The organism is Chitinolyticbacter meiyuanensis, assembly GCF_008033135.1.
In the GTDB taxonomy this organism is placed as follows: domain Bacteria; phylum Pseudomonadota; class Gammaproteobacteria; order Burkholderiales; family Chitinibacteraceae; genus Chitinolyticbacter; species Chitinolyticbacter meiyuanensis.
The window spans coordinates 1,810,907-1,833,456 of record NZ_CP041335.1 but is presented as its reverse complement, the minus strand read 5'-3'; the positions used below and the strand labels follow the sequence as shown (position 1 = coordinate 1,833,456).

Sequence of the window (22,550 nt, the reverse complement as noted above, 5' to 3'; positions counted from 1 at the left end):
TTCTGGCTACGTCGCACTCGCTTGCCGTACGCCGTGTACTGTCTACGACCGAAGGAAGTCCGACCTATCGCCTCCCAGGACGTTTCGCTTCTTGCCAGAACCACTACGTTGGGTTTTGTTAGCCACTCTTAGGGAGCTCGCAGTATAAATTCCGAATTTGCAGCTATATTTTGCGAATTCCGCATATCATTTTCCGGATATGGAAAGACTACACGGGCTCGACTGGAACGACCTGAAGTACTTCCTGGCCGTGGCGCGTGCCGGCGGGCTCTCGGCCGCGGCACAGGTGCTGGGCGGCAGTGCATCGACGGTATCGCGCCATGTCGACGCGCTGGAAGCGCATCTGGGCGTGCGGCTGTTCCTGCGCCAGCAGCGCGGCTACCTGCTCACCGACCAGGGCAGCGCGCTGCTACAGCACATCGTCGATGTCGAGGCTGCGATGCAGGCGGTCGAGCGCACCGGCGAGGTGATCGTCAGCGCCGAGGTCACTGGCCCCATCAAGCTGGCAGCGAGCGAGACCATCGGCCACCATCTGATCGTGCCTGCACTGCCACGCTTCTTCGCCCGCTACCCGCAGGCACGGGTCGAGCTCATCGTCAGCCGCAATCTGGCGGATCTCGCCCGGCGCGAAGCGGATCTGGCGGTGCGGCTGATCAACCCGGAAACCCACGAGCACGGCGCCGACTACATCGCACAGCGCGCGGGCAACGTGCGTTTCGGCGTCTATGCCACGCCAACGGCGCTGGCCGGCGCGAACGGCGGCTGGCAGGACCTGGCTTATGTGAGCTGGGACGAATCCTGGGCCTCGCAGGCGCTGGCGAGCTGGTTGCGCCAGACCTTCGCCGGCCGCCCGCCGCTGCTGCGCAGCAACAGCCTGGAAGCGCAATACGCCGCCACCCGCACCGGGGTGGGCGCGGCACTGCTGCCCCGCTTTCTCGGCGACGCCGACCCCGCGCTGACACTGCTCACCGAGGCCGAGCTGCCAGGGCAACGCGAGCTCTGGCTGGTCTACCATCGCGATTTGAAGGCCAGCCAGCGGGTACGGGCGATGCGTGATTTCATCCAGCAATTGGCCGTCGAGGCAGGCTTCGCTCAGCCCTGATCAGGCGATGACGCGGCGTCGCCGGGCACGGCGACGCAGTTCCCACCATACATGCAGGCGCCACAGCACCTTGACCGCGAACCAGCCGCCGACAGCCAGCAGCGCAGTCAACACCGGCAACCCCACCAGCAGCGGCACGCCCAGCGACAGCGTCCAGTGCCACAGCGCCAGCAACCAGTCGCCAAAGGCATGATCGCTGAACGACGGCATGTGCGGCATCGCGGCGGTACCACGACGGCCGGTGAGCAGGCCGCCGATCTGCACGGCCAGCCAGTAGAGCGGCCCGATGGTCAGTGGATTGGTGTAGAACGTGGTCAACACCGCCACCGGCAGGTTCACCCGAAAACCCAGCGCCAGAAGACTCGCCGTGATGATCTGCAGTGGACCGGGGATCATGCCACCTACGGCGCCGGCTGCGACGCCGCCGGCCACCGAATGCCGGTTCAGGTGCCACAGGTTGGGATGGACGAACCAGTGGGCATAGCGTCTCAGAAAGGCGTTTTCTTCCAGGCGATCGCGGTTGGGCAGGATGTTGCGCAGTAACTTGCGGGGCATGTAGAGCGTTCTTGTTCAGGGTTAGGGTGAAGTCCGGCTTCAAGAGACCGGGGGAAACAGGCAAAATTCCATCCGTGCATTGCAACCCGCGCAACCGCGCCGGCCCACACCGCAGTGTAGGCCGCCCGCCCGATAGCGCAGCCCACAGGACACCATGGTCGCCGTTACCCGCCCGCTCGCCCTCTCGATCGCCCAGGCCGCCGACCCGGAAGCATGGCTGGCCCAGCTGGCGCCGCGCTACAAGGCGGACGACATGGCCCGCGTGCGCGCTGCCACCGAATGGGTCGCCGAACTCTATGGTACGTCGCGACTCGAGGAAAGCAGCGGCGAGCTGTTCCATCACGCGGTGGCCAGCGCCTCCATCGTCGCGGATCTCAACCTCGATACCGACGCCATCATCGCTACACTGACCTTCGCCGTGCCCGAGCGTCTGGCGGGTGGCATCGATGCGCTGCGCGAGCGCTTCGGCGAACAGGTGGCACGCCTGGTCGAAGGCGTCGGCCGAGTGAAGCGGCTGGATCGGCTGGCGCATGCCAACCACGGCAAGGCGCAGGAAGCCGAGGCGCAGATCGAGGCACTGCGCAAGATGCTGCTCGCCATGGTCGAGGACATGCGCGTGGTGCTGATCGTGCTCGCCTGGCGCACCCAGACCATGCACGAGCTCGTCGGCGCGCCGGACGACGTGCGCCGGCTACGCGCCCGTGAAACGCTGGACCTGTTCGCCCCGCTCGCCAACCGGCTCGGCGTATGGCAGATCAAGTGGGAGCTCGAGGACCTCGGCTTTCGCTACCTCGAACCCGAGACCTACAAGAAGATCGCCAAGCTTCTGGACGAGCGCCGCGTCGATCGCGAGCGCTTCATCGGCGAAGTGCTCGACACCCTGCGTGGCGAGCTGAAGAAAGCCGACATCAAGGCCGACCTGATGGGCCGGCCCAAGCACATCTACAGCATCTGGAAGAAGATGCAGAAAAAGAAGCTCGATTTCTCCGAGCTTTACGACATCCGCGCGGTGCGCGTGCTGGTCGGCGACCTGAAGGACTGCTACACCACGCTGGGCATCGTCCACAACCTGTGGCAACCGATCCCCGGCGAGTTCGACGACTACATCGCCCACCCCAAGGGCAATTTCTATCGCAGCCTGCACACCGCCGTGATCGGCCCGCACGACAAGGCGGTCGAGGTGCAGATCCGCACCTTCGAGATGCATGAGCACGCCGAGTACGGCGTGGCGGCGCACTGGCGCTACAAGGAAGGCGGCCGGGGCGACAGCCGCTACGAGGAAAAGATCGCCTGGCTGCGCCAGTTGCTGGACTGGCGCGAGGACATGGCGCAGGAAACCCAGCTGGCCGACGCCTTCAAGGCCGAGCTGTTCGACGACAGCATCTACGTGCTGACGCCAGCCGGCCGTGTGGTCGCCCTGCCCAAGGGCAGCACGCCCGTCGATTTCGCCTACCACCTGCACACCGATCTGGGCCACCGCTGCCGCGGTGCCAAGGTCAACGGTGCCATCGTGCCGCTGTCCACCGCGCTGGAAACCGGACAACGCGTCGAGATCCTCGCGGCCAAGGAAGGTGGTCCCAGCCTCGACTGGCTGCACCAGGGCTATATCAAGAGCCACCGCGCCGCGCAGAAGATCCGCTACTGGATACGCCAGCAGAACCTCGACATTGCGATTGAGGCCGGCCGCAACATCTATGACAAGGAAGCGGCCCGCGTCGGCCGCACCCGCGTCAATCAGGAGACAGTAGCGCAGCGGCTCGGCATGAAGAATTTCGACGAGCTGTGCGCCGCCCTCGGCCAGGGCGAGATGACGTTGCGCGCGCTCGACGATGCGCTGACCCACGAGCAGAAGCCGGAAGCGGAAGCCCCGGCCTTGCCAGACGACGTGGTGCGCGCCGCCAAGGCCGATCAGCAGGGCGAAGGCATCTTGATCGAAGGTGTCGACAAGCTGATGACGCTGCTCGCCAAGTGCTGCAAGCCGGTGCCACCCGATCCGGTGATGGGCTTTGTCACCAAGGGCCGCGGCATCACCATCCACCGCTGCGACTGCGCCACGCTGAAGCGCCTCGCCGCTGGTGCGCCGGAACGGCTGATCAAGGCCGACTGGGGCGAGCAGCGCGGCCATGTATTCGCCGTCGACATCATGGTCGAGGCGCATGATCGGCCAGGCCTGCTACGCGATCTCACCGACGTGATGGGCCGCGAAAAGATCAACGTCACCGCGATGAATACGCTGTCGAAAGATGCACGGGCGCGGATGCGTTTCACCGTCGAGATCAAGAGCGGCAGCGAGCTTTCCCGGCTGTTTGCCAAGCTTGGCGAAGTCGGTGGCGTGGTGTTTGCCCAACGCGCCTGAGTCGTTTGCTTTCCTCGTCTGAAAACTAGCTGGACGGCACCGCGGCACGACACACCCCGCACTAGCCCGTATTGCTTTGTCATGCGCTGTCTGCCTAAGCTTGCCACAACAACAAAAACTGCCTCGCAACGGGAAAACCATGAAAACGCTCAGGTCCAAGCTGACGGCATTCGTTGCCGTTCTCACCATCGCGGTGACCGCGGTGCTTACCCTCGCCGCCTACAGCCGCATGCGGGTCGAAATCATCGATCACGGCTTGACCAACGAGATCCGCGGCGTGGGCCAGGGCTACGACGCCATGGTCCGCACCTGGGTCGGTGATCGGCAGCAAACCGTCACCGCGCTGGCCCAGTCGCTCGGCGCAGCGTCCGAGCCCACGCCAGCGCTGCAGCTCGCCGCCAACAGCGCCAAATTCGACAGCGCCTATCTCGGCACGCCCGACAAGAAGATGATCACCAGCCGGCCGCTGGAACTGCCAGCCGATTACGATCCGACCAGCCGCCCCTGGTACCAACAGGCGCTGGCCGAGAACAAGACCATCCTGACCGCCCCCTATGTCGACGCCTCCAGCAAGCGGCTGATCTTCTCCTTTGCCGCGCCGGTCAAGGCCGCCGACGGCACGCTCAAGGGCGTGACCGCCACCGATGTGTTCCTTGATGATGTGGTGAAGGATGTGCTCGGCATCAAGCTGACCGGCGACGGCTACGCCTTCCTGCTGGGCGCGGACGGCCAAGTGCTGGCACACGGCGACAGCAAGTATGTGCTGAAGCCGGCAAACGAGCTGGCACCGCAGCTCACCGCCGACCAACTGAAGACATTGGCCGGCAATGGCCAGCTCGATGAGATCACCATCGACGGCGTCGACAAGTTCTTCTACCTGCAACCCATCGACGGCACCGGCCTGCAGCTCGGTCTTGTCATCGACAAAGCCAAGGCGCTTGCCCCGCTTACCCAGCTACTATGGCTGTGCATCGGCGCCATGATCGTGGTGCTGGTGATCGTGGTGCCGCTGGCCGCCGCCCTCGTCAACCAGATGCTGGCGGGACTGTCGCGGCTGAAGAACGCGCTGCAGGAAATCGCCCAGGGTGGCGGCGACCTCACCCGCAAGCTGACCATCAGCGGCGAGGACGAGATCGCCGAAGCCGCCACCGCCTTCAACCGCTTCATCGAACAACTGCGCCAGATGTTCCAAGACATCCAGCGCGAAACCTCCAAGCTGACCGAGGGCGTGCACGGCATCAACCAAGTGGTCGGCCAACTTTCCGGTGACGCCGAGCGGCTATCGGACCTTGCCGCCTCCAACGCCGCGACCATCGAGCAGATCACCGTCAGCATCAGCCACATCGCCGAGAACGCGAACGATGCCAGCGGCTTGGTGAACGAGACCGGTGCGTTGTCGGGGCAATCGGCGTCGACAGTGCGCGAAGTGGCCAACGAGGTGGGCAAGTCCGCGCACGAGGTCGAGGAGCTGGCCGGCCTGCTCGACGGCCTGTCGCGGCGCTCGCAGGACATCAGCGGCATCATCCAGGTGATCAAGGAGATCGCCGACCAGACCAATTTGCTGGCACTGAACGCGGCGATCGAAGCCGCACGGGCCGGCGAGCAGGGTCGCGGCTTCGCGGTGGTCGCGGACGAGGTGCGCAAGCTTGCCGAGCGCACCAGCCAAGCCACGGTCGAGATCACCGGCATGATCGACGGCGTGAGGCGTGAGAGCGAGGCCGCCGTCAACAACATGCAGAAGACGCATGATGCGGTGCAAAGCGGCGTTGCTCTATCCAATGCCGCGGCCGAGAAGATCACCCATATCCGCGAAAACATGGACAACGTGGTGCGCAAGATGGGCGAGATCGCCCACGCCACGCGCGAGCAGCAAAACGCCACCACGGCGATGGCGCAAAGCGCGGAGAACATCACCAACCAGATGCACGAATCGGATGCCGCGCTGCGCCAGGCCACCGGCGCTGTCAACCAGCTCAACCAGCTGGCCAACTTCCTGCAGCAGCTGTTCGGCAAGTTCAAGCTCTAGCCGCGCGCCCTGCTGCAAGCAAAACACCCCGCAATGCGGGGTGTTTTGCTGTAAGCATCACGCCGGAACGGCCTGCCGATCCAAGGCCCGCTTCAACGTCTGCTCCACGTCCTCCGGCGCCGTCACCGTGCGGATATGCAGGAACAAGGCCTCCGCCTCCGGATGGATGCGCCGCAGGTAGGCCAACCACTGCTTGAGCCGCCCCGCCTGATGCTTGGGCATGCACGACAACTTCACCTTGTCCCAGAACGGCAGCAGCAACGGCGCGATCTCGTCCCAGCCCGCTCCCGCCTCGCCGCGCACCCGCCGCGCGAGGCCCGGATCGGCGACGATGCCGCGCCCCAGCATCACGTGCTCGCAACCCGATATCGACCTGCAGCGCTGGAAGTCGTCGACCGTCCAGATCTCGCCGTTGGCAATCACCGGGATCGCCAGCGCTTCGCGGATCGCCGGGATCTCCTCCCAGTACGCCGGCGGCCGATAGCCCTCGACCTTGGTCCGCGCGTGCACCACCAGTTCCGCCGCGCCCCCCACAGCAAGCGCCTGCGCACAATCGAGCTTGCGACTCTTGTCCTCGTAGCCCAGCCGCATCTTCGCCGTGACTGGAATGTTGGCCGGTACGGCGGCACGCACCTTGGAGACGATCTGGTACAGCAATTCCGGCTCGGTCAGCAGCACCGCGCCCCCGCGATGGCGGTTCACCGTTTTGGCTGGACAACCGAAGTTGAGGTCGATGCCTGCCGGGTTCATCGTCGCCAGCTTGGCGGCGTTTTCAGCGAGGCAAACTGGGTCGGACCCCAGCAATTGCACCCGCACCGGCACGCCGGATGGCGTCTTGCTGCCGGTGAGCAGCTCGGGCGCAATGCGCTGGAAGAAACGATTGGGCAGCAGCGTGCCGGACACACGTACAAACTCGGTCACCGCGATATCCACGCCCCCCAGCCGGGTCAGCATGTCGCGCAGGATGTGGTCCAGCAGCCCCTCCATCGGGGCAAGATAAATTCGCAAGACAATGAAACCAAAGGCAAAACCGGCATTGTACCGGAAGCGCCGCATCGCGCGTTGACAATGGAACGAGCGTTCGGCTAAGCTAATCGAACGAATGTTCTCTTTGGATGCGCCATGGGCAACCCGAATCGCGACCAGGAATACCTAGGCAAGCTGCAGGACTACTACGCCGACTACCGCAATCTGCCCTCCTACGCCGTGATCGGCGAATTGCTCGGCATGGCCTCGAAATCGGCAGTGTCCGCGTTGGTGAAGCGGCTGACACTGGCCGGCTTTCTCGAAGTGACACCGGATCGGCGGCTGGCACCGACCAAGCAGTTCTTTGCCCGCGACCTGGCCGACTTCAACGTGCCAGCTGGCTTGCCCGCCGCAGCCAACGATGCGCTCAGCGAATCACTGACCATCGACGAATACCTGATCCCACGCCCCTCTACCACCGTGCTGGTCAAGGTGCGTGGCGATTCGATGATCGAAGGTGGCATCCACGATGGTGACATCGCGGTGGTCGAGAAGCGCCATGCCGCCAATGTCGGGGACGTGGTGGTCGCCATCGTCGACGGCGAATACACGCTCAAGGAGCTGGGCCGCGACAAGCAAGGCTACCTGCTGCTGCCAAAGAACGCGGACTACGAGCCGATCCGCCCACAGGAAGGCCTGGAAATCTTTGGCATCATGGTCGGGCTGATCCGCAAGTACCGCTAAGGCAGCGGGTTGTTTGCCACATCACACCTGCGGCTCACGGCGGAACGGACGGGTAGATCGGAACCGCCCCGATCTGGGACAATGCGCTCGACTGTCTTCGCCCGTCCGCCCATGACCGATCAGCACATCGCCCACTACCAGTTGCTCAGCCGCCTCGGCCAAGGGGCGATGGGCGTGGTCTATCGTGCACGCGATACCCGGCTGCAACGTGATGTGGCGCTCAAGCTGCTGCAGCTCTCACCCGCCGAACAGGCCGATGGCGAGTATGCCGCCCGGCTGTTGCAGGAGGCGCGCTCTGCAGCCCGACTGAACCACCCGGGCATCATCACCGTCTACGACTGCGGCGAGTGGCAAGGCCAACCCTATATGGCCATGGAGCTGGTCAGCGGTCAGACACTGAAGACGCTGCTGGAAGAACGCGGCCCGCTGACCATCAAGCAGGTGGCCGGGCTCGCCAAACAAGTGTTCGACGCACTGGCCCATGCGCACGAGCAAGGCGTGGTCCACCGCGACATCAAGCCGGCCAACCTGATGCTGACCGCAAATGGCCGGCTCAAGATCATGGATTTCGGCATTGCCCAGCTGCCAGCCAGCGACCTGACCCGTACCGGCACGCTGCTCGGCTCGCCGCGCTATATGGCGCCGGAGCAGCTCGGCGGTACCAAGCTCGATGGCCGTGCCGATTTGTTCTCCGCCGGCGTCGTGCTCTACCAGGCGCTGACCGGCCAGCTCCCGTTCGATGGCGAGCAACCGATCGCCATCGCCTATCAGATCCTGCACGCCCAGCCTGTGCCGCCGCGCGAAGTGCGGCCGGATACACCGGAAGCATTGTCGGCATTGATCCTGCGCTGCCTCGCCAAACGCCCGGATGCACGCTATCGCGACGCCCGGACCGCGCTCGCCGACCTGTTGCGCCTGCAACGTGGCCACGGCCAAGCCATCACCGAGTCCGAGCCCGTTGCAACGCCGAATGCCCCAGTTGCCACACCAAGCGCAGCCTTCCAACCAGCTGCCATCGAGTTCGTCGAAATCTCCAAGGATGCCAGCCGACTGGCACAACGCACCGCCCGTGCGCTATGGCCCTATCTGCGTAGTGCGTCGAACTGGTTGCGCATCCAGCTACCGCGCCTTGGTGCATCCTTGAAGCAAGCAGCCGTCTGGGCGTGGCCCCATGCCCAACACGGTAGCCGTTTCGCGCTACAGCAGGGGCAACGAGGCTGGGCCCGCTATCGAAGCCTGCAACCCCGGCAACAGTTGATTGGCGCCGCGGTGGCCTTGCTGGGCAGCGCGCTGATCGGCGCCCTACTGCTAAGCAGCCCACCCAAAGCTACGCAAACCGCTGCCGAAGCCGTAGCTGTCGCCCCTCCTGCGCCCCTGCCCGAAGTGAAACTCTCACCAGCAACCGAGGGCGTCCCGCCTGACACTGCACCCGCCGTCGTCGAAGTCCAGCGCCCTCCCCCTCAGTACGAGACAGCCGAGCCCGACGATGCCCAAGCCACCGCCGAAACCATCGCCCCGCCGATGGAAAGCGAACCTGAACATGCCGGCGGCACTACCACCGGCATTGGCCAGGAGCTGAAGCAAGCCGGTCGCGGCTTCTCCCAAGCCGTGGGTAGCGCGTGGGACTGCCTGCGCGGCCGGGCAGCCTGCCCGGAACCCAACGCGAGCAATGATCCACGCGAACAACGACGCGGCCCGTAGTATCTGCGCCTCGCGAGCGCGGCTAAGGAAGCAACAAATCAAAGCCCAGATAATAAAGTCGGTGCTTTGATTGAGGGCTGCGAGCGAGGGGCATCGAACCCGTTTGTTTAAACCCGTGCCTTCAACAACTCAACTCGCATTTACTGCACTTGAGGCCGCACGGTTGGTTAAAAAAACAGAGCCAGCCATCGCTACTCAGCCATGGCCCGGCATCGTGTCTGCAAATGTGCAAAACACACCGACGTCCCCCCAAGTTTGAGTAGCACGCAGCTTTAGAGTCCAATCCCTTCCATCAAGGAGACTGGACGTGAAGAAACGCTTTTCCGAAGAACAAATCATCGGCTTCCTGCGCGAGGCCGAAGCGGGCTTGCCCATCAAGGAACTGTGCCGCCGGCACGGTTTCTCCGAAGCCAGTTACTATCTCTGGCGCAGCAAGTTCGGTGGCATGAGCGTCTCCGACGCCAAGCGGCTCAAGGAACTCGAGGCCGAGAATGCTCGGCTCAAGCGCATGCTGGCCAATTCGATGCTCGAAAACGAGGTCATCAAGGAAGCACTGCAAAAAAAGTGGTGACCGCACCAACGCGACGCGAGCTGGTGCGGTTCCTCGCCGGACGGGGTCTGAGTGAGCGCTGGGCGTTGCGCATCGCCCGAATGAGTCCGAGCGCCTTGCGCTACCGGCCCAAGCCGGATCGGAACGGCATGTTACGGCAGCGGATCGTCGAACTGGCGCAGCGCCATCGTCGCTACGGTGCAGGGATGATCTATCTGAAGCTGCGCCAGAGCGGCTGGGCAGTGAACCACAAGCGGGTAGAACGGCTATATGCACTGGCCGGGCTGCAAGTGCGGCGACGCAAGCGCAAGAAGGTGCCGCCATCGGAGCGGCAGCCGCTGATCCGGCCGCAGGTCGCCAATGCGGTCTGGTCGATGGACTTCGTGTTTGATCGCACGGCCGAAGGACGAGTGATCAAATGCCTGACCGTTGTCGACGATGCCACGCATGAAGCCATTGCGGTGATCCCGGAGCGAGCCATCAGTGGCGAAATTCTGACGCGGCAACTGGATCGATTAGCGGTCTCACGCGGCTTGCCGCAGGTGATTCGCACTGACAACGGCAAGGAGTTCTGCGGTCGAGCGATGCTGCACTGGGCGTACCGGCGCGGCATCACGCTGCGGCAGATTGAACCGGGCAAACCGAACCAGAACGCTTACATCGAATCATTCAATGGCCGGCTGCGGGACGAATGTCTGAACGAGCACTGGTTCACCAGCTTGGCGCATGCGCGGGTGGTGATCGAAGCCTGGCGACGGGAATACAACGAGGAGCGGCCGAAGAAGGCGTTGGGCGGGCTGACGCCATCGGCCTATGCCCGGCAGCTAGCGAGGAAGAAACCGGTAATATCGGGGGCCGGACTCTAAAGCGAAATGCTATTCATGAGGGGGTGACGTCGACACATACCCATTGGCTGGAAGCTGTCACGACAACGCGGCATAGCTGCGCCTTTGATGCAGCTTGTTCAGGACAATACTGCCTAGGGCGGCCTTGCCATTGGCATGTTTACTTTCATCTAAGTCAGACTAAGCTACCCGTTCAACCACGTATGGAGGTTCCATGACTGCAACTACCGGCGTACTCCGTAAAGCCATATTTGAACCGATGAAGCGGATGGTGCAGAAGCATTGAGGGAGTATTGAAAATGCTTCCTCCGCCCACTATCAGCGTCTCCAAACAAGCTGGACCAATAAAAACACCTATGCGCAAGATTTGCCGTCCTCAACGACACACTTTTCGCTAGTTGACCATTCAAGGACCGTGCACTTCCCAACCCCTGAAGCATCGTTCTCCCAACACACGAGCATAGGAAAGGAATGCCAGGTGTACTCACCCACCCGTGAGTCTGGGTCCGGGCTATATGGCTCACAACCCCTCAAAGGGCTACCACTACGAAGTGGTTTACCCCCAGCGTGGCCGCTCAAAAAATAGTGTCATCCGGGAAAACTGCAATGTTCCCAAAAATTGGCGAATAGATGTATAGCCGCGCACCTGCAGCACAACTGAATAACAAAGCCGCCCAAAGGCGGCTTTGTTTGCACACGATTACGCTGTCACACACATTATTGCAATGTGGTACTCACCGAATTGGTGGTGCACACCAAGCTGCCGCTGGTATTGTAAATGGCCACCGAACGTGTGTAATTGCCAGTAGCGCCACCACTGTTGGTGAAACTGAAACTACCCGGGACCGCTCCGGCGTAAGTGCCCGAGACATCAGTTACGCCATTCTTGGTGCCATTCCAGCGACCCTGCGCACCTTGCGGCAAATTATTGCCGTTGATCGTATACGTCCAGCTTGAACCGAGCGGCACATAGCTCGGGCCACTCAGACTGCAACTAACAACCGGGGCTTGATATGTAACACTCACTTGGTTGGTATTGCAGATTGCATAACCTTGCGCATTGCGGATCTGCGCATAGCGGGTGTAATTGCCCTCCAAGCCGGAAGAGTTCGTATAACTGGCTGAGCCAGGCGCAGCCATTGACTCCGACCCGTTGGCATCTTGAATGCCATTCTTTGTGCCATACCAGTAGGCTCTTGCACCACTCGGAAGACCAGCGCCACCTGCAGCAATAGTGTACGTATGGCTTGAACCAGTGGCCACGTTATACGACGAGCTGCTCAAACTGCACGGTGGGGCAAGGTAAACCACCTCCACTGGAGTCGTCGTGCACAGCACAACGCCTTGTGAACTGCGAATTTGTGCATAACGCCGGTACGTGCCGTTCATGCCAGCACCGTTGGTATACACGGTGCTACCCGGTGCTGCGATTGAATCAGAGCCTGTTGCGTCCTGAACCCCGTTCTTGGTGCCAAGCCAGTATGCACGGGCGCCCGGCGGGATGTTATTCCCGGACACGGTGAAGGTATGGCTGCCACCAGACACCACCGACGTCGCCGATGTCTCCGTTGTGCAGGTCACCACCGGCGTGGGCGTCGGCGAAGGAGTCGGTACAGCGGTGGGAGTAGGAACAGCCGTCGGCGTCGGTGATACCGGGGTAGGTACTTTCGTCGGTACCGGTGTAGGCACGTTGGTCGGTATCGGGGTCGGGACAGCGGTGGGCACCGGCGTCGGCGTAGGAATCACCTTCGAGCGGATTTGATCGCGGTATCCCACCGAAGAATTCTGACGAAGGCAGGCTGAATACGAGTTATCAGACACCTGAAGAACGGTATATTCGCTCGGATTGTACTCACCTCGGCATGCCCAAATAGGTGTCGGATAAGTCGGCACTCGGCTAAGTTGATATGCCTTGTAGGAATTGCCATTGCAATCGGACCTGGTAACAAAATCTGTCACTACGAACCCGGAAATTTCATGGAAATTATAACGGGTAAACGCATATTCGCAGGCATACACCAGATCATCCGAAGGTTGTATCTTTCGAATGGTAATGGTAGTACCCTGCCCACCAGATTGGGTTTTGCACGGGGAGCCAATTGATGCAGACGGATGATGAGTGATGATAAAACCCGGAGGAATTTTAGTATTCAATTCCAAACATATGGCCTGCGAAGTCCCATCTTCATCTGGCTTCGCAATTGTATAAAGGTTGGTATAACTCCCCGGCGTACATACCGAGCTAGATGTATTATTTGAAATGACGGCATAGCCGTCGGGCACCGCAGTTTGCGGACACCACGTCTTCACGTCTGAGAACGCAAAACTGAGGGCACTAGCAGATAAAAATATAAGGAACTGTATTAATTTTTTCATACCCACTCCTTGAGCTCTAACTTCAGTTAATTTTCACGCAATATTCAAAAAGACTACACGTGTTGGCCTGCATCTACCGTTGTGCAAATCAGCGACCGGATCGGCGTGAAATTTTTCGCGTATCGTGTCCACGCATTGGTGGATCGGCATCCAGGGTGCTGTGCTATCTAAATAGAAACAAAACACCCTGGCTGTTCACGGATTATTGGAGCGTGGTAGAAACAGAGTTGGTCACGCACACCACCGTGCCCGACGGCGAGACGATACTCATTGACCGCACGTAGTTGCCCACCCAGCCGCCATTTACAAAGCTGAAGCTGGAAGGCACGCCACCGGCATATTGATTGATTGCATCGGTCACGCCGTTCTTGGTGCCGGACCAGTAGCCCACGGAACCCGCCGGCAGATTGCTGCCGCTCACGGTGTAGGTGTAGCTGGCATTACGCGCCACCACGCTCGGGCCGCTCAACGAGCAAGTCGGCGCCGGTTGAGCTTGGTATGTCACCGTGCTGCTGTTGGTTGTGCATACCGTGTTGCCTTGGGCATCGCGGATCTGGGCAAATCGCATATAGGTGCCCTGCATGCCAGCGTTGTTCATATAGACGTTGCTGCCCGGTGCAGGAATGGATTCCTGGCCGCTCGCATCCTGTACACCATTCTTGGTACCAAACCAATAGCCACGCGCACCAGCCGGCAGGTTGTTGCCGGTGATGGTGTAGGTGGTGCTGGAGCCGGATGGCACGTTGGTGGACGAGGCCGAGAGGCTGCAGGTTACAACCGGCGCGTCGTAGGTAACGGAAACGCTATTTGTCGTGCACACCGTTGCGCCTTGGGTATTCTTGATCACGGCATAGCGCACATACGTGCCTTGCATGCCTGCAGAATTGACATAGGCATTGCTACCCGGTGCAGGGATGGATTCCTGACCGCTCACGTCTTGAACGTTGTTTTTGGTGCCGTACCAATATCCGCGAGCACCTGCTGGCAGGTTGGTACCGGAGATGGTGTACGTGGTTGAAACGCCGACAGGAACACTGAGGTTCGAAGCAGAGAGGCTGCAAGTCGGCGCACTAGGATAGCGGCTGGTCAGCTCTGCCATCGCAGCACCGACATTCAGCACGCCAGTACCACACCCTTGCGTATAGCACGAGCTGCCAGCCGGAAATGGCCGTGCAGTGGACTTCAGGATCGCCACAGCCTCCGTCGCGCTGAGCTGGGGGCGATACGAAAACATCAATGCCAAGGTGCCAGACACCAGCGGCGCGGCAAAACTGGTGCCCTGCAAACCGTTGCGCTCACGTGGACCAGCCACCGATTCATAGGTTGTCAGGTATTGCGTTGTGCCATTGGCTTTATATGCGGTAGTGGTATGCATCCCAGCAGCTGGTGCGCTGATGGTCACACCCGCACCAAAGCTGGAAATATCAATAGCCCGATCACCGGTATAAGGATTACTGCCCCCAACCACCACCACGTTCTTGCAGTTGGCTGGCATGTACTTCTTGACATCTTCTTCGTAATAGTTGCCAGCAGCCACAACAACTACCGCACCGGTTTGAACTGCGGCATCAATCGCATCCTGGTATTCATCGCTGCAACCAATGCTGCCGGCCCGATTGGGCACAGCAGTATCGCCGCCCAAGCTCAGATTAAGCACTTTGGCGGGGTTAGGGTTGATCGGCAATGCCACGCCATTGACGGTCGCCGACAAGCCGACGGCCCAACGGATGGCTTGAGCAGCCGCACCCGGCGCAAAGTCGCCAGCGCGTGCCACGCGGATAGGTAGCAACCGTGCAGTAGGGTTCAGGCCAGTCACACCTACTTGGTTACTGGCTGCCAAAATAAGCCCAGCAACCTTGGTACCGTGCCAAGCCCTGTCTTCCGAGTTAAAACTCGTCTGCAAATCGGCGTCTAGACCACCGGCGATCGGACTTGCCCCATTCATGACGTACACACCGTAAGCCTTGCCGTCAGGCCCAATTACCTGCTCATTCGCAAATGTCCCTTGATTAACGAGATCGTAGCCAGGCAACACACGATTTTCGAATTCTGGATGCGGTAGATAGCCCGAGTCGATCACCGCGACGGTAACCGGGGTTCCCTTGAAGTGATAGTCCCAGCCCACGTAGGCGTTGATGCCACCAACTTGCGGGCCAAGATAAAGATTTTGATAGGAAAAGCCCGGATCCGGGGGTGTCAAAGCGTGGGCAGCCCCCAGCGCTACAGACGTGACCAAGCCAGCAATGCGAGCAATTTTGCTCGTATGCGAACGCTGCATTTCTCACCTCTAGGATTGTTTTTCTGATGCCAGACTTACTAAATACTGATGGCGTGCGGATTCTAAAGGGGCAATCCATTTAGGTCAACATTCTTTCAAAAACCTTTCCAAAAATTAACAATTTTTCACAAATTGCTTTTTGGTGCACCAGCCGCAGGCGTTCACAGGTGTAGGCGGACCACTTCGCTGATAGCTCCGTCGATTCGCCAAGACAACGAGCTAGCGTGCGAAGTGACTTCGTTGTGTGCCGGTCAGCGCCATGCAGGTTTGACTTTTTCGCATCACACCACCTCGCCATCAGCTCAAAAATCGCAGTGGAGCAACAGCTAGCTAGAGCACGCAGAGCGTAAAGCCGCCATGGCGAACGTCCGCACGGCACTAGCCCAGCGATCGCAACCATTGCGATGACGATCTGAAAGCGCCTCTTCTGGTGGAACGCGGAATACCGCGACAAACGGCACATAAAACGGGGAGCAACGTCACCCGATGGGCATACCGCTTGCTGGTTTTATTCGCTTCTTTCAGGGAGTGAAACCATGGGCAAATATCGTTATCCGCTCCAAGTTGCCGGGCTCACGTTTGCGGCTATGGTCAGCATCTTGATCACGCTGCTTGGCACTCGTTGGGCTTTCTTCGCCATGTCCCCGCGGGATGCCAACGCCTTCTCGGTCGCGCTGGGCGTGATCACCTTGCTTGGGATTTGGGCTATCGGTCTATGCGCCTACGACATCATCAGGGTTGGCCGCATCGCACCTGTGCCAGCAACTGTGGAATAACCCGCTACACCGCTGTTCCTAATGCAAAAAGGGAGCACCGAGGTGCTCCCTTACAATTGGCGGGGGCATCGCCCCGCCGGGCAGGCTTAAAGCTTGGAACGCTGGTCGATCCGCGACCAAGAAGCACGGGCAGCTTCGCGCGCGTCGTCCCACTCCAATGTGGAATCACCCCGGTTGGCATAATAGTCGTCACGCAGCTCGGTGACTGAAGCTTCAAAGCTGCGGTCCGGATAGCGGGTGCGGCCCAGATAGCCCGTGCGGTAGGCCGGTGCATAGCGTTCGAAATCGCTGCCCTGTTCCACATACGGCTCGTTCTGGAAGTTGTTGCGCCAGTATTCGTCCTCTTCCGTCGGGTTCACCGCCTCGCCGGCGGCAGAACCGATCAAGCCACCAGCCACCGCACCAATTGCCGCGCCCACAGCGGTGCCCACCGGGCCGACTGCCGACCCCGCCGCAGCGCCGGCCGCAGCCGCTGCACCAATGCCGGCAGCACCGCCCACCGCAGCGCCAACGCCGGTGCCTACTGGATGGGCTCCCGGCTCATCCGTGATCGGGTCGCGGTTTGCATCGCGTGTTTCACGCTTGTCGTAGTCGTCGTGTGCCATTGGAAACACTCCTATCGCATCAGGCCCCGGCCAGCGGCGCCTTCGTTTGAGATTGGCCTGGATGGGCCTGAACGAAGGCTACGCCTTACCTCCATCCGCGCATGTAGGCGCACAGCGCAAAGCCGTGCAGGACTGCCCCAAGCCAGCTGACATCCAATGCGAGGATCACCATGGAACGCAACATCACCCCCTTGGCTGAGGATGGCAAAGGCAGATAGGCGGAACAGTGTTTACATCAGTTCCACACCAAAGCGCCGCACCAGCAGTGCAAACAACACGAAGCACACCACCGTGACCAGCACACTCACTAACAAAGCGCCCCAAAAACCCAGCCGCTGCATCAGGAATGGGAACACCAGGAACATCGGCAAGGTAGGGAGCACGTACCAGAAGGTGTAGTACGCATGGTTCGTGACCTTCTCGGCGGGCTGCTTTTCGAAATACAGCCAGAACAAGGTCAACAACGTAACCAAGGGCAAGAGGCGATCAACGCGCCCAGCCGGTCGCTGCGCTTGGCGACCTCCGAAATGGCAACAACCAAAGCCGCCGTCACCAGGTATTTGGTGGCTACATATAGCATTGCTGGCCCTCCTCGCCGGCTGCAAACCAGCGGCAACGATGCCGCCGCAGCGCTACACCTGCAAGTCCGGCACAACGCACATAGCAGAAAGTACACCGTATGCGATTGGCAATTTTACTGGCAGGGCACAGCCCAGATTGCGGTTAAAACAGGGGCAGCAGCATGACCTAGAGCAAGGAAGCGCCCAACGCTCCACCCGATCATTGCGCTTGGCGATCCGCGCAATGGCAAGCACTGCCGCCACGCAGCCCATTGAGTGGCTACGGACTGGTCCTCGCCTCCAGCTATGAATCAGCGCCAACGATGCTGCCGCATCGCCTGGCTGTCAGCGTGCAACGCGCGTCACCCACTGCAGAGAACACCATGACCAACATCATCGCCCTCTCTGGCGCCAAGGGCGCAGGCAAAGACACCGTGGCCGACTATCTGGTGGACCGCCACGGCTATGCCAAGCTGGCCTTTGCCGACGCCTTGCGCACGGAAATTTCCCTCACCTGCGGCGTTTCCAAAACGGTACTGCTGGATCGACAATTGAAGGAAGCACCACTGCCAGGCCTTGCCTTGGCCAACACAACCGAGAGCAACTTTCTGGAATGGTGGCTGGAAACCACCGAGGCCTATGCCGAGCGTGCCATGGGCACCTTCAGCGCGGACCAACTCACCATGCCGCGCAGCCCGCGCTGGATCACCCAGCGCTGGGGCGACTGGCGCCGCAGCCAGGATCCGGAATACTGGATCGCTCAGATGCAGGTGCAAATCGCCGCCCTGCCTGGCACTCGCCTTGTCATCACCGATGTGCGCACCAACCCTGCGCCGCACCAGTTGATCGAAGTGGACTTCATTCAGCACCTGGGCGGCCATCTCTGGCAAATTCGCCGGCCAGGTACGATCAGCGAAGCCGGCAACACCGATGGGCACGTGACCGAAGTGCCGATTCCGGTTTGCCAAGTGGATCAGGTGATCGAGAACGCGAGCACCGTGGCAGCGTTGCAGCAGCGAGTGGAATCACTGCTGGCGAAGGCGCAGCAAGCGCAGATGGAAACGGAAACCGGGGTCTGAACCCCGGTTTTTTGATCTCCGATTGGGCTAGGCGGACCTGAGGCAAACAAGGTGGAGCGCAGATTTGCCCAAAGGCGATGCAAAAACCTGCCTCACCATCCTGTGAATCAAAACAAAAAGCCACGGATCTCCGTGGCTAATCGTGGCTTGCATTTGGAGCGGGCGATGGGAATCGAACCCACGGCTCTAGCTTGGGAAGCTAGGGTATTACCATTATACGACGCCCGCGCAGCCCGCATTCTATGCGGGTTTGCAGCCCTTGGCTAGGCCGCGGTCACAAGGGTGCAAGATCGAGTTTGGTGAAGAGCTGCCTGTCTCCCTCGACATCCGGATTGCCCGTGGTCAGCAATTTATCGCCGTAGAAAATCGAGTTGGCGCCGGCCATGAAGCACAGCGCCTGCATCGCCTCAGGCATCTCACGGCGGCCGGCGGAAAGACGGACGAACGAACCAGGCAGCGTGATTCGTGCCACGGCGATGGTGCGCACGAACTCGGTCCAGTCGAGCGGCTCGGCGTTGGCAAGCGGCGTGCCAGGCACCGGCACAAGGTTGTTGATCGGTACTGATTCGGGCTGCGGATCGAGGTTGGCCAGTTGCGCGATCAAGCCGGCGCGCTCCTCGCGCGTTTCGCCCATGCCGACGATGCCGCCGGCGCACACATTGAGGCCGGCCTTGCGCACCTTGCCCAGCGTATCCATCCGGTCGTCATACTCGCGCGTGGAAATGATGTCGCCGTATTTTTCCGGCGCGGTATCAAGGTTGTGATTGTAGTAGTCAAGCCCGGATTCCTTGAGCTGTTCGGCCATACCGTCCTTGAGCATGCCGAAGGTACCGCAGGTTTCCATCCCCAGCGCCTTCACACCGGCGATCATCTTCTTCAGCTCGTCCAGATCCCGCTGCTTGGGTCCGCGCCAGGCGCCGCCCATGCAGAAGCGACTGGCGCCGTTTTCCTTGGCAATGCGTGCGGTTTCAATCACCTCGTCGGCACACAGCAGTTTCTGGTTCTCCACGCCAGTATGGTAGCGGGCCGATTGGGGGCAATAGCCGCAATCCTCGCTACAGCCGCCGGTCTTGACCGACAGCAAGGTGGACAGCTGCACGCGATTGGCATCGAAATGTTCACGGTGCACTTGCTGGGCACGGAATAACAGGTCGTTGAATGGAAGATCGAACAAGGCCTGCACTGCTTCGGCCGACCAGTTGCTGGTCTGCGGGTGCGGGGTATTGCGCTTGATCTCGATGGGCTGCGTGTGCGGTGCGTTCATGGCGGGTGGTCTACAGTGGTCCTGTCGAATTGTCGGCAGCCCTTCCCCGCATTGTCAAATTTCGATGCTGCATATTCTGAACAAATCGCTTGAAGTGGCCCAACGCTGGCTTCCCGCCTCGCCTGCCGATTGTCTGTTCTGCACCACGCCAGCCGCCGCTGGCCTTTGCCCGGCATGCTCGCTAGCGTTGCCGCGCCTGCCAACGCCGCGCTGCCCGATCTGCGCCCAAGCCACGCCGCTGGCAGGCCCGTGCGGGCGCTGCCTGGCCGCGCCACCGGCCTTTACACTGACCCACGCCTGCTTCCGATACGACGGCTGGCTAGCGCAGCTGATACAGGCCGCCAAGTTCGGTCAGCGCTGGTATGCGCTGCCCGTGCTGACCGACGCCATGCTCGCGGAATTGGCACCGGTGCAGGCCGATCTGGTGATCCCAGTGCCGCTCAGCGCACAGCGGCTAGCCGAGCGTGGCTACAACCAGGCCTCGGAAATTGCCGCCGTGCTGGCGCGCCGTTGGAAAGCGCCCCTGGCAGGCCGGGTATTGCACCGTACGCGCGATGGCGAACACCAGGCTCGTCTGTCCCGCAGCGCACGGCTGCGCAATTTGCGCAGCAGTTTCAAGGCGGAGCCGTTGCGCGGCGAGGTCGTTCTACTGGTGGACGACGTGATGACCACCGGTGCCACACTGCAGGCCTGCGCCAAGGCACTGCTGCGCGCCGGCGCAAGCCGGGTGGAATGCTGCGTGCTGGCGAGAACCCTGGCATGACGCGACTGAACCACTGGCTGCCATGCCTGCTCGCGCTGACACTGACCACTGCGCATACGGCAGAGCTGCGCGTCGGTGTCGGGCTCGACAAGCCGCCTTATGTGATTCAGCAGCAGGATGGGGGTATCGAGCTGGATCTGGCACGGGCCATCCTCGGCTACCGTGGCCACACCGTACATCCTGTCTATCTACCCCAGCCGCGCCTACCGGCCGCGCTGCGCGATGGGCAGATCGATGTGGCGCTGACGATGCAGCCTGGAGCGGTCGGGGGAACCATCTACTTTTCCCATCCCTACATCACCTATCGCAACGTGGCCGTCTCGCTGGCGCAGCGCCAGCTCCGCCCGCAACGCATCGCCGAGCTCGCGTCATACCATGTACTGGCATTCGGCAACGCACGGCAGTTGCTTGGCGATGAGTTCGCGCTGATGGCCGAGCACAACCCTCGCTACAACGAGATGAGCGATCAGCGGCGTCAAGTGCTGATGCTGTTTGCCGATCGCACGGAATTCATCGTGCTGGACGAACGCATCTTCGGGTATTTCCGCGAGCATCCTGGCGCCCGGGTCGACACTGACCAGGCTGTCAACCTGCACACCATCTTTCCCGAACGCGACTATCTTGCGGCATTCCGCGACCCGCAGCGGCGCGATGACTTCAATGCTGGCCTGCGCGCGCTACGCGCCAGCGGCCGTTACACAGCCATCCTCGCCGGCCAGCGCCACGCACCAGAGGACTAGGTTCAGCCCCGTACCCAAACAAAAACGGGCCCCGACGGGCCCGTTTTTGATCGAGCGCTCGTTCAGCTGCCGCTAAGAATCAGCTCTACTGCCTTGGCCGCCCAGATCTGGTGGCCACGCGCGGTCGGGTGCACGCCGTCGGCAAACAGATAGCTCTGGTCTGCACCTGCGGCAACCAGCGTGTTGGCCGAGCAGATCAGCGCACTCACCGTGGTGGCATCACCCGGCGTGGTGTAGCTGGTGCAGGCCGGTGTGGTGACGTTGACGAAACCGAAGCTGGCTGGCGAGGCAATGGCCTGCGAGATCAACGCCTGGGTATCGAAGATCACCACGCCACTGTTGCTGCTGGTCAGCGTCGATTTCACTGCGGCGTTGTAGTTGGTGGAGAGGGTGGTCGCGAGGCCAGCGAGCGCCGTGCCGCGGAATTGCGGCGTGGCGCCGAGATCCGGCAAGTTGGCGTAGACGATATGGGTTGCTCCCGCCGCTTTCAGGCGCTGGATCTGCGTGACCATGGCAGTGACCGTATTGCTGATCACTGTCGGGGCATTGGCAGCCAGCGATGGGTTGCCGGCAACTTGGCGCAGGAAGGCGAAGAGATCGTTGGCGCCGCCCTGGATCAGCACCAGCTGATTGGCATTGAAGGCATTGCCGTGCTCTGCCAGATAGTCGCTGATCTGCGTCGCAACTGCGCGGGCCGTTTGTGTCTGGACAGGCACCGTGCCCAGGCCAGGGACCGGCTGTGGGTTTACACCACCATTGGCGGCATCAACGAGCAGCATTGCACCGCCTTCGGCGTAGTTGAGCCCACCGAGCTGGAATACTTGGCCACCGTGACCGACCACCCCGAAGTTTACCTGCTGGTTGGGTGTCAACGGCAGCCCCAGCGCCACGGCTATATAGCTCGCCCAGGTGCCACCCGGCTTGGTGGTGAACATCAGACCGACCGGTACATCGTTGCTCGGGTCGGCATCGGCGGTGGTCGGGTTGTAGGTGCCACTGTCGGTCAGGCTGTCACCGAAGGCAACGATCTGCGTATAGCCGGCAGCTTGCCCCGGCGTGGTCGGGACAACATTCTCGGTACTGCCGCCACCGCCGCCACAGGCAACGAGCAACAGGGTGGTCATCAAGGCGGCCAGCGGCCGGCGTACGCGCATCGTGTAGCTCACGAAGGTCTCCTGGTTGTTGTAGGCAGCCCTTTCCGGGCCATCCATCTGCTGAAATATCGCTGAGCTCATTCTTGAAACAATAAGCGGTTTCGGCAAGC

Annotated in this window: 17 protein-coding genes, 1 tRNA gene and 2 pseudogenes; 11 read left to right on the top strand and 9 right to left on the bottom strand. The window is 61.3% G+C overall.

Features of this window, described 5'->3' with window-relative positions:
* The first annotated feature begins 199 nt into the window (after nt 1–199).
* Entirely contained in the window at nt 200–1,102 is a 903-nt protein-coding gene (locus tag FLM21_RS08940; RefSeq protein WP_148715239.1) for a LysR family transcriptional regulator, read from the top strand.
* On the opposite strand, the gene FLM21_RS08935 is transcribed toward FLM21_RS08940, so the two are convergent.
* Complete coding sequence (locus FLM21_RS08935; RefSeq protein WP_148715238.1) at nt 1,103–1,657, bottom strand: DUF2062 domain-containing protein; 555 nt, start codon at nt 1,655–1,657, stop codon at nt 1,103–1,105.
* Nucleotides 1,658–1,811: 154 nt separating this feature from the next.
* Between FLM21_RS08935 and FLM21_RS08930 the strand changes: the two genes are divergently transcribed.
* Entirely contained in the window at nt 1,812–4,013 is a 2,202-nt protein-coding gene (locus tag FLM21_RS08930) for a RelA/SpoT family protein (protein ID WP_148715237.1), read from the top strand.
* 139 nt (nt 4,014–4,152) lie between these two features.
* Nucleotides 4,153–6,039, top strand: a complete 1,887-nt coding sequence (locus tag FLM21_RS08925; RefSeq protein ID WP_148715236.1) for a methyl-accepting chemotaxis protein — start codon at nt 4,153–4,155, stop codon at nt 6,037–6,039.
* Nucleotides 6,040–6,096: 57 nt separating this feature from the next.
* On the opposite strand, the gene FLM21_RS08920 is transcribed toward FLM21_RS08925, so the two are convergent.
* A complete protein-coding gene (locus FLM21_RS08920) occupies nt 6,097–7,047 on the bottom strand; it encodes a tRNA dihydrouridine synthase (protein WP_246120855.1) in 951 nt (316 codons plus the stop codon).
* A 114-nt stretch (nt 7,048–7,161) separates the two neighbouring features.
* Here FLM21_RS08920 and FLM21_RS08915 point away from each other — a divergent pair, with 114 nt between their 5' ends.
* From FLM21_RS08915 to FLM21_RS08905, 4 genes and pseudogenes are all read left to right on the top strand, one after another.
* Nucleotides 7,162–7,749 (top strand): LexA family protein, encoded by a 588-nt coding sequence (locus FLM21_RS08915; protein ID WP_148715235.1) that lies wholly within the window; start codon nt 7,162–7,164, stop codon nt 7,747–7,749.
* Nucleotides 7,750–7,860: 111 nt separating this feature from the next.
* Complete coding sequence (locus tag FLM21_RS08910; protein ID WP_187360158.1) at nt 7,861–9,450, top strand: serine/threonine-protein kinase; 1,590 nt, start codon at nt 7,861–7,863, stop codon at nt 9,448–9,450.
* A gap of 307 nt (nt 9,451–9,757) precedes the next feature.
* Nucleotides 9,758–9,907 (top strand): annotated as a pseudogene (locus FLM21_RS21285) (transposase); the annotation flags it as partial.
* Nucleotides 9,835–10,866, top strand: coding sequence for an IS3 family transposase (locus FLM21_RS08905; RefSeq protein ID WP_246120704.1), 1,032 nt, complete (start codon nt 9,835–9,837; stop codon nt 10,864–10,866). The pseudogene FLM21_RS21285 and the gene FLM21_RS08905, both read left to right, overlap by 73 nt.
* A gap of 696 nt (nt 10,867–11,562) precedes the next feature.
* Here the strand turns inward: FLM21_RS08905 and FLM21_RS08900 are convergent.
* Both FLM21_RS08900 and FLM21_RS08895 read right to left on the bottom strand, forming a co-directional pair.
* Nucleotides 11,563–13,221, bottom strand: coding sequence for a hypothetical protein (locus FLM21_RS08900; RefSeq protein ID WP_148715233.1), 1,659 nt, complete (start codon nt 13,219–13,221; stop codon nt 11,563–11,565).
* 202 nt (nt 13,222–13,423) lie between these two features.
* The gene (locus FLM21_RS08895) at nt 13,424–15,499 is read right to left on the bottom strand and encodes a S8 family serine peptidase (protein WP_148715232.1); all 2,076 of its coding nucleotides are present in this window, start codon (nt 15,497–15,499) and stop codon (nt 13,424–13,426) included.
* A gap of 536 nt (nt 15,500–16,035) precedes the next feature.
* Between FLM21_RS08895 and FLM21_RS08890 the strand changes: the two genes are divergently transcribed.
* Nucleotides 16,036–16,275, top strand: coding sequence for a hypothetical protein (locus tag FLM21_RS08890; protein ID WP_148715231.1), 240 nt, complete (start codon nt 16,036–16,038; stop codon nt 16,273–16,275).
* Between the two features lie 86 nt (nt 16,276–16,361).
* Here FLM21_RS08890 and FLM21_RS08885 read toward each other — a convergent pair whose 3' ends face one another.
* Together FLM21_RS08885 and FLM21_RS21760 are read right to left on the bottom strand one after the other, a co-directional pair.
* Nucleotides 16,362–16,880 carry a hypothetical protein gene (locus FLM21_RS08885; RefSeq protein WP_148715230.1) on the bottom strand — a complete coding sequence of 173 codons (519 nt, stop codon included), beginning with the start codon at nt 16,878–16,880 and terminating at the stop codon, nt 16,362–16,364.
* Between the two features lie 230 nt (nt 16,881–17,110).
* A pseudogene (locus tag FLM21_RS21760) lies at nt 17,111–17,460 on the bottom strand (DUF3147 family protein).
* A gap of 303 nt (nt 17,461–17,763) precedes the next feature.
* On the opposite strand from FLM21_RS21760, the gene FLM21_RS08875 reads away from it, so the two are divergent.
* Nucleotides 17,764–18,519, top strand: a complete 756-nt coding sequence (locus FLM21_RS08875) for a nucleoside/nucleotide kinase family protein (RefSeq protein ID WP_148715229.1) — start codon at nt 17,764–17,766, stop codon at nt 18,517–18,519.
* 154 nt (nt 18,520–18,673) lie between these two features.
* Here FLM21_RS08875 and FLM21_RS08870 read toward each other — a convergent pair.
* Both FLM21_RS08870 and bioB read right to left on the bottom strand, forming a co-directional pair.
* Nucleotides 18,674–18,747 (bottom strand) — tRNA-Gly (locus FLM21_RS08870).
* Nucleotides 18,748–18,793: 46 nt separating this feature from the next.
* Nucleotides 18,794–19,783 carry a biotin synthase BioB gene (gene bioB, locus FLM21_RS08865; RefSeq protein WP_148715228.1) on the bottom strand — a complete coding sequence of 330 codons (990 nt, stop codon included), beginning with the start codon at nt 19,781–19,783 and terminating at the stop codon, nt 18,794–18,796.
* 64 nt (nt 19,784–19,847) lie between these two features.
* On the opposite strand from bioB, the gene FLM21_RS08860 reads away from it, so the two are divergent.
* Together FLM21_RS08860 and FLM21_RS08855 are read left to right on the top strand one after the other, a co-directional pair.
* Complete coding sequence (locus FLM21_RS08860) at nt 19,848–20,546, top strand: ComFC family protein (RefSeq protein ID WP_187360157.1); 699 nt, start codon at nt 19,848–19,850, stop codon at nt 20,544–20,546.
* Entirely contained in the window at nt 20,543–21,286 is a 744-nt protein-coding gene (locus FLM21_RS08855) for a substrate-binding periplasmic protein (protein ID WP_187360156.1), read from the top strand. Before FLM21_RS08860 ends, FLM21_RS08855 begins: the two co-directional genes overlap by 4 nt.
* 62 nt (nt 21,287–21,348) lie before the next feature.
* On the opposite strand, the gene FLM21_RS08850 is transcribed toward FLM21_RS08855, so the two are convergent.
* The gene (locus FLM21_RS08850) at nt 21,349–22,452 is read right to left on the bottom strand and encodes an SGNH/GDSL hydrolase family protein (RefSeq protein WP_187360155.1); all 1,104 of its coding nucleotides are present in this window, start codon (nt 22,450–22,452) and stop codon (nt 21,349–21,351) included.
* Between the last annotated feature and the right edge of the window lie 98 nt (nt 22,453–22,550).